The sequence below is a fragment of the Myxococcota bacterium genome (assembly GCA_040387835.1).
In the GTDB taxonomy this organism is placed as follows: domain Bacteria; phylum Myxococcota; class UBA727; order UBA727; family JABDBI01; genus JAZKCZ01.
Genome location: JAZKCZ010000002.1, coordinates 673,917 through 688,237, shown reverse-complemented (window position 1 = coordinate 688,237; position 14,321 = coordinate 673,917). Strand labels below are relative to the sequence as shown.

Sequence of the window (14,321 nt, the reverse complement as noted above, 5' to 3'; positions counted from 1 at the left end):
ATGAACACTAGATTTCAGGCGCCGATATTCGCTCTTCTTGTATCTGTTCTATTTGCGGTCTCTTGCGCAACCGTTCCCAAACAGGAACTGGCGGGCAGGGCTCACCCCAGCCTCGAGATTTATCAAATTTCCAGTATGGCTGATGTCGAAAAGTGGATTGTGCCCGATACCTTGATCCTGCTTGACTTGGATAATACTTTGTTTGAAGCCAAGAAGGGGAACATGAAAGCCCATGCGAACTGGTTTCACGATTTGTTGAAAAAATACCCGACAGAACGTCAAAAAATTCTACAACATCACCGCGCGGCGATAAAAACTGCTGAGTATCAGCCTGTTGAAAGCATTACACCTGAGCTCATCAAAGATTGGCAAAATCGCGGTATTGCGGTGATGGCGCTGACTTCCCGGAATATGGTTTTGGTTGAGGCGACCCTTCGCCAAGTTAAATCGGTTGGCGTTGATTTTTCGCTAACTAGCCCGCGCCGCAAGGAAAAATCCAGGTACTTCCAGCAAGGTATTTTGTTTGCGAATAATCAATTCCCTAAAGGCGAAGCGTTAACTGCTTATTTGAAAGAAACAGGCTTTGTCCCGAAGCGAATTATTTTGGTGGACGATTTGCTGCCAAATCTTGAAAGCGTTTGCAAGTCTACTGGCGCCATCGGTTTATTCTATCCATTAGTGGATGACAAACGACCTACCGAATGGGACGAAAAAGAAGTAGAACGCAGTTGGTTAGAACAGTAAAAGCATGATAATAGCCTGAGAATGGCCAATTCTCGGGTTACGCTTGCTGTCTTTTTAATCATTTTATTATTTACTTTATCTCTGGTTGTTCAATTATTTTGGATTTTTGTTACCCCCATTGTGCTTGGGTTGGTGCTGGTCTCCATTTTTAACCCGCTTTACGCCAAAATCCTGAGACGCTGCCGATACAATAAGCATATTGCTGCCACGCTGACGCTGTTGGTGATTATTCTTTGTGTGAGTCTGCCGTTTAGTTTTTTTATTAGCCAATTATCGCAGCAGGCTTTTGCTTTTTACCAAAGTAAAAATGTTAAAAACCTTTTTGGTGAGCCGTTTTCAGTTTTCTCCAGCCAGCACCCGATGGTTTTGCAGATACATAACTTAGCGGCCGGATTTGGTATTCAGGTGTCGGCCGATAAAATCGTTGAAAGCGTGAGTCAGCTGATTGGCTCTTTTAGCTTGATGCTCTATGACCGCCTAAGCGAGCTGGCCAGCAATGCGCTTTTAATAGCATTTAACTTTGTTGTGACCATGATGATTGTGTTCACTTTCCTGGTCTCGGGGAGCGATCTCAAAAAATACATCATGGATATTTCTCCTCTGCCTCAAGACGAACAAGAATACTTGGTCAGACAATTCAGCGAAATCAGCAAAGCCGTGTTTGTCAGCAATGGCTTGGTTTGCTTGATCGAAGGCGTGTTGGGCGGTCTTGGAATGTACGCGTTTGATTTAGGGCCAGGTTTTTTCTGGGGTCTGGTAATTGCCTTATCTGCTTTGATACCCGTGGTGGGCGCTTGGGTGATTATTATCCCGGCGACCATGGTTTTGATGAGTCAGGACCGCGGTGGGGCGGCCATGACCTATTTCATCTATAATGGATTGTATCTGGGTTTGTGCGAACTGGTACTCAAGCCTCGTTTAATTGGCGGTAAAAGTCGGGTGCATATTGTGTTGGTGCTTCTGTCCATTTTGGGCGGGGTGCACCTGTTTGGTATTCTAGGCATTTTTTATGGTCCGCTCGTGGTGACGATGTTTTTGACTTTGATTGAAATCTACAAAGCGCACTACAGGCAACATTTAGCCCCTTGACCGGCCGGCCCACGCGCTTATGCTTACTCCCAAGTTCAATTAAAAAAGGAGTGAAGCATGGCTCAGTTAAAACCGTTGCATGACCGCGTATTGGTCAAGCGTATCGACAGCGAAGAAAAGACAAAAGGTGGTCTTTATATTCCAGACAGCGCTAAAGAAAAGCCGCTTGAAGGCGAAGTGGTAGCCGTTGGCTCGGGCAAAGTGCTCGACAATGGTACCGTGAGACCGCTTTCTGTTAAAGCAGGCGATAAAGTTTTGTTTGCAAAATATTCAGAAACAGAAGTGAAGCTAAACAATGAATCATTCTTGCTACTTAAAGAAGATGATTTGTTAGGCATTATTGGTTGATTTGAAGGAGATTAGATAACATGGCAGCAAAAGAAATTATTTTTGATACCAACGCACGTGAGAAACTATTGCGCGGCGTTAACATTTTGGCGAACACCGTCAAAGTTACTTTGGGACCTAAGGGCCGCAATGTTGTGATTGAAAAGAGCTGGGGCTCTCCGACCATTAGCAAAGACGGTGTGACTGTGGCCAAAGAAGTCGAGTTGTCCAACAAGTTTGAGAACATGGGCGCTCAGATGGTGAAAGAAGTAGCATCCCGCACTTCCGATCACGCAGGCGATGGCACCACGACTGCAACCGTACTGGCTCAAGCAATTTTTGCTGAAGGCTCCAAATACGTTGCTGCTGGCCATAACCCAATGGAAATCAAACGCGGTTTGGACAAAGCAACGAAATTGATCGTTGAAGAACTCAAAAAGCTTTCTAAGCCAACCAAAGATCATCGCGAAATCGCTCAAGTTGGAACGATTTCCGCTAACGGCGATAGCACCATCGGTGAAATCATCGCTGAAGCGATGGAAAAAGTAGGCAAAGAAGGCGTGATCACCGTTGAAGAAGCGAAAAGCCTTGAAACCACGCTTGAAGTGGTCGAAGGGATGCAATTTGACCGTGGCTATCTATCTCCTTACTTCGTGACCAATGCAGAACGCATGGAAGTTCAACTCGAAGACCCATTTATCTTGGTTTACGAAAAGAAGATTTCAAACCTCAAAGACATGTTGCCTGTTTTGGAACAAGTGGCCAAAAGCGGCCGCCCATTGCTGGTGATTGCTGAAGAAGTCGAAGGCGAAGCCTTGGCAACTTTGGTGGTTAACAAGCTGCGTGGCACGTTGAATATCTGCGCTGTTAAAGCCCCGGGCTTTGGCGATCGCCGCAAAGCGATGCTTGAAGATATCGCAACCCTTACAGGCGCTCGCTTCGTGTCAGACGACATGGGCGTGAAGCTTGAAAGCGTTGGCCTTGCAGACCTTGGTCGTGCAAAACGCGTCACGGTTGATAAAGATAACACCACCTTGATCGATGGCGCCGGCAAAGTGGATGAGATCCAAGCTCGCATCAAGATGATTCGTGGTCAAATCGAAGCTTCAACATCAGATTACGACAAAGAAAAACTGCAAGAACGTTTGGCTAAATTGGCCGGCGGTGTTGCTGTTGTTCGCGTTGGTGCTGCAACTGAAGTCGAAATGAAAGAAAAGAAGGCTCGCGTAGAAGATGCTTTGCATGCAACCCGTGCTGCTGTTGAAGAAGGCATCGTGCCTGGCGGCGGTGTTGCTTTGCTTCGCGCCATAAAAGCCTTGGATGGCCTAAAACTCGCTCCAAACGAACAGTTTGGTGTTGAGCTGCTAAAGCGCGCCTGTGAAGAACCACTTCGCATGATCGCTGCAAACGCTGGTCATGAAGGCTCAGTTGTTGTGAACAAAGTTAAAGAAGGCACCGGCTCATTTGGCTTTAACGCTGCAACTGAAGAATACGGCGACATGATCGCTTGGGGTATTATCGATCCAACTAAAGTAACCCGTACTGCGCTTCAAAACTCTGTTTCGGTCTCTTCATTGCTTCTGACAACAGAAGCGATGATTGCTGACAAAGCAGACGACAAAAAAGACGCAGCACCTGGCGCCGGAATGGGCGGCATGGGTGGTGGTATGGGCGGAATGGGAGGCATGGGCGGTATGGGTGGAATGGGCTTCTAGCTCAACCCCCCCGCTGTTACCCCGGCCCTCGCGCCGGGATGACTCTGAAAGGCCTCGGGAAACCGAGGCCTTTTTATTTATTGCAGGCCCCAGACGACAATGGAGAGGGCTTCGAGCACCATTTTTATTGTGCTTGCGCAAAAATCAACTTAGAGTGCGTTTTTTAACAAGGAGTTTTTTCAAATGGGCGAATTATTTGGGCAAAGCGGTGAAGGTGGTGGCATGTTGTCGATGATTATGTTGTTCGGCGGGATGTTTGCCATTATGTATTTTATTCTGATTCGTCCGCAACAAAAGCAACAGAAAAAACATCAAGAATTGATCAGCACTTTGAAGAAAGGCGACGAAGTTGTTTTGAATAGCGGAATCGTTGGCAGGGTGTTCGCTGTTGAAGATAAATACGTCATTCTCGAGATGTTGGACAAAAACAAAGTGAAAGTGTTAAGACACGCGGTGCAAGCGTTGCTATCTGCTGAAACTCAAAACGGAAAATAAAAATGTTCGAAAGCTGGAAAACACGACTTTTCTTTACAGGGCTGCTGGTAGGTTTTGCGGTTTATCTTTTGATACCGACCGCAATCTATTTTAACTTAGACGAGGCCAAGCTTCGCGAAGTTCGCAGAGACAAACATGCTTTCGCTAAGATGCTGCCGTCATGGACCATCGACAGCCATATCGTGCCCGGTCTGGATCTTCAGGGCGGCATTCATATGGTTTTGGGGGTTGATGTCGACAAGGCATTGAAAGATCGGACTGCCCGAACCGCTGAGCGTCTGAAAGATTATGCCAAAGAGCAAAAAATTGCCTTTTTGGAAATCGACCCGGCGTTGAAAGCGACTTTCGTTTCGAAGGCGGATTTGACGGCTTTTAGCAGCTTTGTTGAAAAGAAATTCCAGGAAGTTAAAATCAGCTCCGAACAAGACTTGGCATTGCAGATGGAACTAGACCCAATGTTGGTGCAAACCGTTCGTAGAGACGCAGTTGACCAAACCATCAATACGATCAGAACGCGTATTGATAAGATGGGTGTGACCGAACCGACGATTTCCAGACGCGGTGGAGACAAGATCCAAATCCAGCTTCCGGGCTTTGATAATCCCGAAGAAGCCAAAAGCATGATCGGTCGAACGGCCCAGCTTGAATTCCAAATGTGCGATGACAAGACTGATTTCTTAACAACCTTGAAAGATTTACCAGCCGGCGTGCAGTTGATTCGTAGTTCCTACGGACGCCCGAATGGCACACAAGGCAAAGATTATTTCTTGGAGTTTGCAGATGCCAAATTGCCCGAAGTAAAAGCCTATCTGAAAGATAAAGTTCCGGCTGAAAATGTGATTAAGTATGGTCAGCTTGGATCAGGACACATGCGAACTTACACTTTAGAACGCCGCGTGGTCTTGACTGGTGACGATTTGATTGATGCGCAAGTTTCTCAAGCAAGCGATATGGATCCAAGACCAGCCGTGTCTATGACCTTCAGTGCTGCTGGCGCCCGTATTTTTGATGAGCTGACCAAAGTAAATATTGGCAACCGTATGGCCATCGTGTTGGAAGAACGCGTAGACAGTGCGCCGGTGTTTAACTCTCGCATCCCAAATGGTCGTGCCAGCATCACCATGGGTGGCGGTCGCTCTCACGAAGAAGTGCTGAGAGATGCGAATCAGCTGACCTTGGTATTGAAATCGGGTGCTCTGCCAGCGCCGGTAACATTTAGAGAAGAAAGAAGCGTCGGACCATCGCTTGGTGCTGACTCCGTTCGAGAAGGTCAAAAAGCTTTCTTGGTCGGCAGTATCTTGGTTATCCTGCTGATGATTTTCTACTACCGCGTGTCAGGTATGTTCTCCGTGATTGCGGTGCTTTGTAACTTGCTGATGATGTTGGCTGCTTTGGCATGGCTGGGGGCGACGATTACGCTGCCGGGTATTGCCGGGCTATTGTTAACGTTCGGGATGGCGGTGGATGCGAACGTTATTATTAACGAGCGCATTAGAGAGGAGCTTAGGCGCGGAAAAATGCCTAAGCTTGCCGTTGAGACTGGTTATAAATCAGCGTTTACAGCGGTCTTTGACTCTCACGTGACATCGTTTATTGCAGGTGTTGTGCTTTGGGAGTTTGGAACTGGGCCGGTGCAGAACTTTGCGATGATGTTAATCATCGGAACGGTTCTCTCGATCTTTACCGCTGTCTTTATTACCCGAGTGTTCTTTGACATGGTGACCGCTCGAAATCCACAGGAGTTGTCCATATGAGCCGCAAGATGTTTCGTTTTTTCGACCCTAAGAGCGAAGTTAATTTTGTTCGCTACTTTAAGGCATCGTTAGTGTTTGCTGCCATTGTGCCCGTGATCGCCATTGTTGGCACCATGGCATTAGGCCTAAACTGGGGAATTGATTTTAGCGGCGGGACCGAAATGCAGGTTCAGTTCTCTAAAGACGTTCATGCAGATGAAATCAGGAAAGTCTTAGAAGAGCTTGGCTATAACAAAAACCAAGTTCAGTCTTATGGCGCAAAAGATAGTCATGAAATGCTGATCCGTATCGAAAGAATGGATACGTTTGCCGATGCTGACTTGGCCCGTGTGCAGACGCTGACGGCTACAGAAATGGATTTTGCCGAAGTAAAACGCCATCCAAACAGCCAAGACCGTTTGTTGGTTCGCCTGAAAGCGCCTGAAGATGGTGATTTGAATGCGATCAAAGAACAACAAGCTAAACTTGCCGAACTGTTAGACAGCAAAAGTGGTTTCAGGCTGCGCAAAGGCGCAGATTTGGCCAGCGCGATCATGCACGGCGATGTAGAGAATGGATATGTTGAATACAACGTGTTGTTCATGGGCGTTTCGGACAAGATTGCGGAGGCATTGTCGGCTAAGTTTGGGCAAGTAGAAGTCAGACGCGTTGATTTCGTGGATAGCCAGGTGTCGGAGCAGTTAAGAACAGACGGCGCCTTGGCGGTGTTCTATGCGATTTTAGCGATTTTGATTTATATTGCGATTAGATTCGATCTTTTCTTTGCGCCCGGCGCTGTGGTTTGTTTGATTCAGGATACTTTTGGTGCCTTTTTGGTATTCGTATTTTTGCGATACGAGTTCGATCTGCCGTCGGTGGCAGCGCTGCTGACCGTTGTGGGGGTGTCGATCAATAATACCATTGTGGTGTACGATCGAATTAGAGAAACGCTGCCTCCTGGTGAGCGCAGCAATTTCTCAGATGCGGAAATCACAGCGGTGGTTAACAAAGCGGTCAATGACACTTTGAGCCGAACCATTAATACCGCGCTGACCGTGTTGTTTTCATCGATCTCTTTGTGGATCTTTGCTGGTGGGGTGATCCAAAGCTTTGCCGCGGTGTTAACCATCGGTCTAGGCTTAGGGGCGTTTTCCTCAACCTTTGCAGCTCCGGCAGCGTATCTATTTATGATGCGTCACTTCAGAAGCCGCATTGGTAAAGTTCAGGCCACTAATCAGGGCTTTTCCAGAGAAGACAAAGCTCGGGGCGTTGTTTAGTTACTGAGCTCCAGTCTAGTGCCCCTACAAGTTATGATACCCTTTAAGAGAGGGGACTTGTGGGGGTTGAACTTAGGCCGGGTGCCGTTTTGGCATTTCATGCAAACGAAGCGGATCTCCCGCCTCATGATGATGCGCCGTTGGGCGATCATTTTGAAGAGACCGACGGGCCTTTTTTAGAAGCATACAATGCTTGGAATCACGCCTATATTGCTGCCACGCCTGAAGCTGGTCGGCCGGTAAGCCTGAGGCCGCCAAACTGGCAAGCAGTCTATAAATTCGAAAAAGAAGCAAGCGCAAAGGCAGCGCACGCTGAACCTCAGCTTCGGCAAAATTTCCAAAGTGAAATACAAAGTGCTTCTTTAGAACATCTCATTGAAGCACATTTTGATATTGCGCAAAAAGAAGTCCGCTTCTTACGGCCCAAGGCATCTTATGGAGGATTTGGCGCGCTGGTAGGTTCGGCTAAAAAGTCCAAGGATCCAGAACAATTAGCTGCGTTGCAAAGCCATTTGCTTGAGACGATCGAACTGCTTAATGGCATGCCTGAATACGATGCTATCAAGCAGCGATATAAGGACTTATTGGCGCAATGTGGCGAACCCATCAATTCAAGCACAGGCAGGCAAGAGCTTCAAAGTAAGTATGAGGCCCAGTTGCAAACGCGCCACTCGAACGATGCCCCTCGGGGTATGTCTGAAACTGCCAGAATCATACTTGGAACCATGGCGCGGGTAGCGATGCTAGCGCCTGAAATGGGTTTTGGGCCTGGTGCCTCTCATACGGAGGGCCGCGCCGAGAGTAGATCTTTGATGGATGTTGGACGCCTGCAAGAGGGTGGCCTAAATTCATTGAGCACCCAGTATGTGGCAAGTGTGGACCCGGTATTCGTCGAGATTCCCGAGCGAATTCATGAGCTTCAATTTCCCAACGAAATGCCGCCACGCGACCGGGCTGTGCTGCAGGCGTTAATTCCAAATGCGACCATGGTGGAGCCGGTGGTAAGATCTGGTATTAATACCCCTTATCGCGTTTACACCAGCCATGGCGATGTGATGTTTTTTAAGACTTTTATTGGATCAGAAGAAAATACGCTTAAATTGGCTGAGCATTTACTGCCGAGGCATGAAGCCGCTGCTTCAACTTTAGCAAATCATATTAGCGCGGGACTTTTGCCTGAAGGAAAGGCTTTGGGAAACAGCATTGCCTATCCATTTAATGAAATAGACTGGACTGCAACCGACAGAATTTTTCATAGCCCGCAGCTCTACTCTCAGCTTAATCATGTTCAGAGAGTTGACCTATTTGTTAGCATGCTGACAGACATCGTTTTGCAAAATACAGATGTGCATGCAGGGCAATTCGGAGTGGGTCAGGACGGTCATCTCATAGCGTTTGATAAGGGTCGGAGTTATTGGAGCGTTTATGAATCTAATGAAGATTTTTCGAACGGCCCGGTTCTGAAAGATAGACGTGTGTATGACCAATTTATCGCTGGGCTTAGGTCGCGCCCGGACGATTTGAAAGCTTTATTGCTCGACGAGCGAGTCGGCGATGCCCTCCTTCGCGTTCGCCAGCTGACAGAGGCGTCTGAGCAAGAGAGTGTGGAACAACTGCTAGCACCTATTTTTTCTACCATTGCGGAGCGTGTCAATAATCGCCAGAGCGAAATGGAGCGCATCAAAGCAAACTATTTCAAGATGCTTAGGGGCATTCCCCAATTTTTAGCACAGGAGCTTGGTGTTGAAATTTCCAGGATACCGACATCTTCTCGAGTTCATGCGATCCAGGTGGATGAATTGAGCCCCTCGACCACTGCGTTGGTTTTCGATCCTAAAAAACATCAGATGCGTTTGGTGGCACCTCTATCTGAGGGCTATTCTGCAGGAGGACGCGTTGAAGATATCACTCGCAACGCCGGGGCAATCGCAGGTGTGAATGCCGGCTTTTTTTCCGGCGGCGCTGGGGCGAGATGGTCGTTGGGGTGGATGGTTGGTAAAGCGAAGCAATTCTCCGGTGCGGAAACCCAAGCTTTTCCTAGCGCTGTGCTCAAAGTAGGCGATCAACTCCTATCTGATACAGACGCTTATCAACCTCTGATTGGTTGGAATCAGGATGGTTCTCATTTCGAATTCGGTGAGGTCAAGGTTGCTTGGCAAGCAACGTTGGTGCCCGGCTCGACCCCAATACCTTTGATCAGGGTGACGCCCATCAGCACCCACACGGCCCTCGCCAATTTTTATTATGATGATGCAGGTGTGACTCATTCAATTGAGGTTCAAAATGGCGTTATTTCAAAAATTGAGCACGATGTTAAAGTGGATGAAGAAAAGCCCAACGGTTATGTGTTAAAAACACCAGTCGCTACTGGTATCGAGCGGTTTCGGGCCTTAAAAATTGGTGACGGTTTGAGTCAAGCCTATGCATTAGAAGCGAAAGATCAGACTCAGACTGCACGCATGGCCGGCTTGGATTACATGGTATCGGGTAGCGATATTTTGATTCGAGAAGGTGAAGTTTCAGGGGACTTTTCTGATCATACTAGTATAGAAACCCGTCGTACAGCTGTTGGCTTGATGCCTGATGGGCAGGTGATAATTATCGCAGAAACAGGCGGGACGACTCTGCCGGCTTTTGCAAAGTTAATTCGCGATAAATATCAATGTCGATATGCAATTAATTTAGATGGCGGTGGGTCTACCACGCTGGTGACGCCTCCAGATGCCGATGGTATTTCTCAGCGATTGGGCACAAACATAGTGGTTTCTGACGCAATTGTGGTGATGCCAAATGATTCTGCAAAATTATCAAGTAGGCTACAACGAGACGATGACGCAGTCTTTAGAACATTGCTTCGAGGCGATTTTGAGCAATTGGAGGCATTTTTAGCCGCAAGTCCAGCTCGAATCCACAGCCGAAATCAAAATGGCCAAAGTCTTTTACAGGTGTATCTCCGAAAAACTGAACACGGAAAAGCGGACAATCAGATCATTGGGTTGCTGCTGAGTAAAATGGCGGAAATCGATTTGGAGCATCAAGATCTATTCGGCGAAACCGTCATCCATACTGCCCTTCGCTCGGGTTATGACGACCTAGCCAAAAAGATGTTGAGCAGGCTCGAGCCAGGGTCCGCTGTCTGGGACAAAAGAGGGATCCACGGCCAATATATTGATGAAATTGGCGGTTCATTTCCAGTTTCTGACGAAAAGATAGAAAAACGCGCGTTTGAAGATATGGCAAACCAGCGGCAAGCTTCGGTGATTCAAAAATCAATCACAGACTTAGCCGAAGGACGGCGCGTGGACTTGGCCATTCGGATTGCAGAAAAGGCGTTGCTGGAATTTGGTGATTATGACGATGATATTCAGTACAGAAGTCTCAATTTAATTGATGGTTTACTTGCTAGTGGTTCAGTTTCAGAAGCACAAAAAGAACACTTTTTGATGGCTGTCATTCATGCGAAAGACGCGTCCGAATTTTTCGATTTCGTAACGATGTATGCACGAGAGTCAGCTATTTCATCCATGATAGCTCTGGCCGGAAAACTCATCGAAAGTTCTGATCAAAATGCACGCCAGCAAGGCTTAAGATGTTTAGCTGAACTTGTTCAGCGGGGTTATGGTAATTCACAAGTTGCTGCCCTGCTGGTTTCGCTCAAATTATCTTGGTCGGAAGCTGCCATTTTAATGAAGGCAGCAATGTTTCAGTCATCGCCTAATTAGATTTTTCTCGGAAACTTCCCATCTAACCGGCCGGTGATGAGCCCGCCGCCAAGCATGGCGTTGTTATCGTATACGACGGCCGCTTGACCAAGAGCGACCGCATAGGTCGGCTCCAGAAAATCAAAAATCAGCTGGCCGCTATCATCGATGGACCATCTCGCCTGTTGTGGCTGATGTCTCGCTCTGATTTGAACTTCCACGATCTCTGGCCATAAATGGGTCGGCACGATTACCCGGACAGGGCCGGCACTGATTTTGGTGCACGCCAAGGCCGATTTAGGACCTAGAGTGACCAGCTGCTTGTCAGCATCTAAATCAGCCACATAAGCTTTCTCACCAAGCCCAACGCCGATACCGCGGCGTTGTCCGATGGTGAAGTGATGCACGCCTGCATGGCTAGATACTTGCTTACCTTCGCTATTCACCATTGCCCCACTTGGCATCGGCCCGCTCGCCCCTTCAACCACGCGGGCGTGATTACCATCCGGTACGAAGCAAATTTCGTGGCTATCTGGCTTGTCGTGGACTTTCATGCCCATCTTTTTGGCAAGTTCTCTAACGGCTGGTTTATGCAACCCGCCTAAAGGAAGATGCAAGCTCTGCACAACTTCCGCGTCTGTACCGTATAAGTAATATGTCTGGTCTCTCGCCTGATCTTCAGGCCGCGCCAAGGTTTTAACGCCTTGATAATCGATTACCTGCGCATAATGTCCGGTCGCTAGCTGGGCGCCTAAACTTTGCGCGGTTTTATATAAATCGCCAAATTTAACTTCATGATTGCACGCCAAACAAGGGATAGGGGTAATGCCTTGCCGATAGGCTTTAATAAACGGGTCAAATACCACTTCTTTAAACTTGTCTCTGGAGTCGATGGCGTAAAATGGGATACCCAACCGATCGCAAACTTGCCGAGCGTCGGTCATATCGTCTATTGAACAACAGCGCCCCTCGCGTTTCTCAAGAGAGCCATTATCATCAGGAGCGAGTCTCAACGACACACCAATAACTTCATGGCCCTGCTCCTTAAGAAGCAGAGCTGCAACAGAGGAGTCCACCCCTCCGGACATAGCAACCACGATTTTCATTGATTATTTAATATATCAATAGATGTTTTATGCAAATGCCCATTGCTGGCCAAGACAGTGCCTTGAAAAATATCCAATTTTTCGTCTTGGTAGTTCGACAACTTTCCACCAGCCTCTTGGACGATCAATGCGCCTGCTGCCAGATCCCAGGCCTTGAGGCCTTTTTCCCAGTACATATCTAAGCGCCCCATGGCCACCCAGCATAGATCGAGGCTAGCGGCGCCCGCTCTTCTTAGGCCGAGGCAGCTTTGGATGAACCTGTAGGCTTCGGGCAGGTTGCTGGTTTCGAAAGTCAGATCGCCCGTATTGAAAAATCCTGTGGCAACTACAGCGTCTGATAATTGATTAATTGTGCTGACATGAATGCGCTCGCCATTTAAGTAAGCGCCTTCGCCTTTAGCTGCCCAAAAACACTCATTAATAAATGGGTTAAAGACGCAGCCAACGAGAAGTTCCTGGCTAGCCAAATCATATGCTCCGATTGAAACCGCCGCATGCGGCATACCGCGAGCATAGTTGGTCGTTCCATCGATCGGATCAACGATCCATAATACTCCCTCTCCATTTAATGGAGAGGGCTGGGGTGAGGTGCTTTCTTCAGCTAAAATCTTGGATGTGGGAAACGCCTCCATCAATCTGCGGCAAATTAAATCGTTCGACGCTTTATCTGCGTCTGTAACCAAGTCGAAAGCAGCTTTTTTCTCTATGTGACGCGGCTTTTCGGAAAGCTCTAAAATTAATTGACCTGCCTCCCTCGCGATTTGAATACATGTATTAAGCATGGTGCTGCTTAACCCAATCTAGAGCATCTTCCAATGTTTCAAACTCGCCCTCGATCTGAGCTTCGTAGGCTTTTTTGAGCAACCGGCCCATGGCTGGTCCTGCATGCATACCCAGGTCAAGCAGATGCCTGCCTTGCAGGAGGGCCTCGAGAGGTTTGTTGGTAACGGCGAGCCTAGCGGCTTGCTCCCGAAGCCAGGCGGTAGAAGGGTCATGACCTGCCAGTGCTTCTTCAGTGGTACGACCTAAAAAGTCGGCTTCAGCAACCAAGCAGAGATTTTCGATATTAACCCGAGTCGCCAGTCGTTTGATGGCGGCATCTGAAACTTGATCTCGAACATTGTACAGCTGGCATGGCTTGAGATGATCTTGTACCAACGGCGTTATCTCATTGATCAGATCTTGTGCAATCGCCAGCCTTTGCAAAAATTGCTGCGTCGGTGGAACGCCTGCCGCTTCGTGGTTCTTGCTGCGCCAGCGACCATCTTCAAACTTGGTTGTGGGAGGCTTGCCCAGGTCATGACAGAGTGCGCCTAAACGAATTAATAACTGATCGCTGATACGAGCTGCTTGATCCACGACCATGAGAGTATGAATCCAAACGTCGCCCTCAGGATGCCATTTGGGATCTTGTTGGCAACCGATAAGCGCTTCAAGTTCAGGAAAAAGACCTAAAGCCCGAGTATCTAAAAGCGCCTGCAGGCCAATAGATGGCTTGTTGGCCATCAACAGCTTTTTAAACTCTTCCCCGATACGCTCTTTCGGCAGAGTTTTAAGCTCAGGCAATAAATTGTGGCATTTTGTCAACGTGTCCGGATGAATGCTAAATTCTAGCCTCGCCGCAAATTGGCATGCACGAAGTACGCGCAATGGGTCTTCATCAAACGCATCTGATACATGCTTAAGCGTGAGAGTTTTTAGATCGTTCTGACCACCGTGCGGGTCAAGCAACTCGCCCGTCGCCAAATCAATGCCCATGGCGTTCACAGTAAAATCCCTGCGTTTTGAGGCCTGCTCGAAAGTTAAGCTTGGGTCACTTTGTACCACAAAACCTTTATGTCCCGCGCCTTGCTTGTTCTCGGTTCGGGGCAGGCTGATGTCAAAATTAAACAGCTTAAATACACCGAAGCTTTTTCCGACCGCGTGCACAGAGCCAAGCTGATTTAGCACGCTTTCAAGCGAGCCTAAATCGAGACCGTAGACTTCGATGTCGAAATCTTTAGAATCACGGCCCATGAGGCGGTCGCGAACACAGCCGCCAACAAGCACGGGTTTTCCGCCTGCCTGACTGATGGCGGATGAAATATCTTCGAGAGAGCGCATTAGCTCAGGCTATGCTGAACTCTCGAATTTG

The 14,321-nt window shown here is 48.0% G+C and carries 11 protein-coding genes; 8 read left to right on the top strand and 3 right to left on the bottom strand.

The window, feature by feature from the left end; genetic code table 11:
* From V4534_06015 to V4534_05980, 8 genes are all read left to right on the top strand, one after another.
* The gene (locus V4534_06015) at nt 1-744 is read left to right on the top strand and encodes a DUF2608 domain-containing protein (protein MES2504419.1); all 744 of its coding nucleotides are present in this window, start codon (nt 1-3) and stop codon (nt 742-744) included.
* 21 nt (nt 745-765) lie between these two features.
* Nucleotides 766-1,833 (top strand): AI-2E family transporter, encoded by a 1,068-nt coding sequence (locus V4534_06010; protein ID MES2504418.1) that lies wholly within the window; start codon nt 766-768, stop codon nt 1,831-1,833.
* Nucleotides 1,834-1,890: 57 nt separating this feature from the next.
* On the top strand, nt 1,891-2,181 hold the full coding sequence (gene groES, locus V4534_06005; protein MES2504417.1) for a co-chaperone GroES: 291 nt from the start codon (nt 1,891-1,893) through the stop codon (nt 2,179-2,181).
* A gap of 20 nt (nt 2,182-2,201) precedes the next feature.
* Nucleotides 2,202-3,875, top strand: coding sequence for a chaperonin GroEL (gene groL, locus V4534_06000; protein ID MES2504416.1), 1,674 nt, complete (start codon nt 2,202-2,204; stop codon nt 3,873-3,875).
* A gap of 183 nt (nt 3,876-4,058) precedes the next feature.
* Complete coding sequence (gene yajC / locus V4534_05995) at nt 4,059-4,370, top strand: preprotein translocase subunit YajC (GenBank protein ID MES2504415.1); 312 nt, start codon at nt 4,059-4,061, stop codon at nt 4,368-4,370.
* Nucleotides 4,371-4,372: 2 nt separating this feature from the next.
* Nucleotides 4,373-6,124 carry a protein translocase subunit SecD gene (secD, locus tag V4534_05990; protein ID MES2504414.1) on the top strand — a complete coding sequence of 584 codons (1,752 nt, stop codon included), beginning with the start codon at nt 4,373-4,375 and terminating at the stop codon, nt 6,122-6,124.
* A complete protein-coding gene (secF, locus tag V4534_05985; protein ID MES2504413.1) occupies nt 6,121-7,380 on the top strand; it encodes a protein translocase subunit SecF in 1,260 nt (419 codons plus the stop codon). The genes secD and secF overlap by 4 nt, the downstream gene beginning before the upstream one ends.
* 59 nt (nt 7,381-7,439) lie before the next feature.
* Entirely contained in the window at nt 7,440-11,102 is a 3,663-nt protein-coding gene (locus V4534_05980) for a phosphodiester glycosidase family protein (GenBank protein ID MES2504412.1), read from the top strand.
* Here V4534_05980 and mnmA read toward each other — a convergent pair.
* From mnmA to V4534_05965, 3 genes are read right to left on the bottom strand one after another with little or no spacing between them, the layout of a single operon-like run.
* A complete protein-coding gene (gene mnmA, locus V4534_05975; protein ID MES2504411.1) occupies nt 11,099-12,187 on the bottom strand; it encodes a tRNA 2-thiouridine(34) synthase MnmA in 1,089 nt (362 codons plus the stop codon). The genes V4534_05980 and mnmA overlap by 4 nt on opposite strands.
* A complete protein-coding gene (locus tag V4534_05970) occupies nt 12,184-12,969 on the bottom strand; it encodes an inositol monophosphatase family protein (GenBank protein MES2504410.1) in 786 nt (261 codons plus the stop codon). Before V4534_05970 ends, mnmA begins: the two co-directional genes overlap by 4 nt.
* Nucleotides 12,962-14,290: an HD domain-containing protein gene (locus tag V4534_05965; protein ID MES2504409.1), complete on the bottom strand. Its 1,329-nt coding sequence runs from the start codon at nt 14,288-14,290 to the stop codon at nt 12,962-12,964. The genes V4534_05970 and V4534_05965 overlap by 8 nt, the downstream gene beginning before the upstream one ends.
* Nucleotides 14,291-14,321 lie beyond the last annotated feature (31 nt).

Bases quoted from the DNA above. Each gene is read 5' to 3' on its own strand.
- secD (MES2504414.1), top strand. From the start codon at position 4,373: ATGTTCGAAAGCTGGAAAACACGACTTTTCTTTACAGGGCTGCTGGTA.
- V4534_05965 (MES2504409.1), bottom strand. From the start codon at position 14,290: ATGCGCTCTCTCGAAGATATTTCATCCGCCATCAGTCAGGCAGGCGGA.
- V4534_06015 (MES2504419.1), top strand. From the start codon at position 1: ATGAACACTAGATTTCAGGCGCCGATATTCGCTCTTCTTGTATCTGTT.
- V4534_05970 (MES2504410.1), bottom strand. From the start codon at position 12,969: ATGCTTAATACATGTATTCAAATCGCGAGGGAGGCAGGTCAATTAATT.
- groL (MES2504416.1), top strand. From the start codon at position 2,202: ATGGCAGCAAAAGAAATTATTTTTGATACCAACGCACGTGAGAAACTA.
- groES (MES2504417.1), top strand. From the start codon at position 1,891: ATGGCTCAGTTAAAACCGTTGCATGACCGCGTATTGGTCAAGCGTATC.
- V4534_06010 (MES2504418.1), top strand. From the start codon at position 766: ATGGCCAATTCTCGGGTTACGCTTGCTGTCTTTTTAATCATTTTATTA.
- mnmA (MES2504411.1), bottom strand. From the start codon at position 12,187: ATGAAAATCGTGGTTGCTATGTCCGGAGGGGTGGACTCCTCTGTTGCA.
- yajC (MES2504415.1), top strand. From the start codon at position 4,059: ATGGGCGAATTATTTGGGCAAAGCGGTGAAGGTGGTGGCATGTTGTCG.
- secF (MES2504413.1), top strand. From the start codon at position 6,121: ATGAGCCGCAAGATGTTTCGTTTTTTCGACCCTAAGAGCGAAGTTAAT.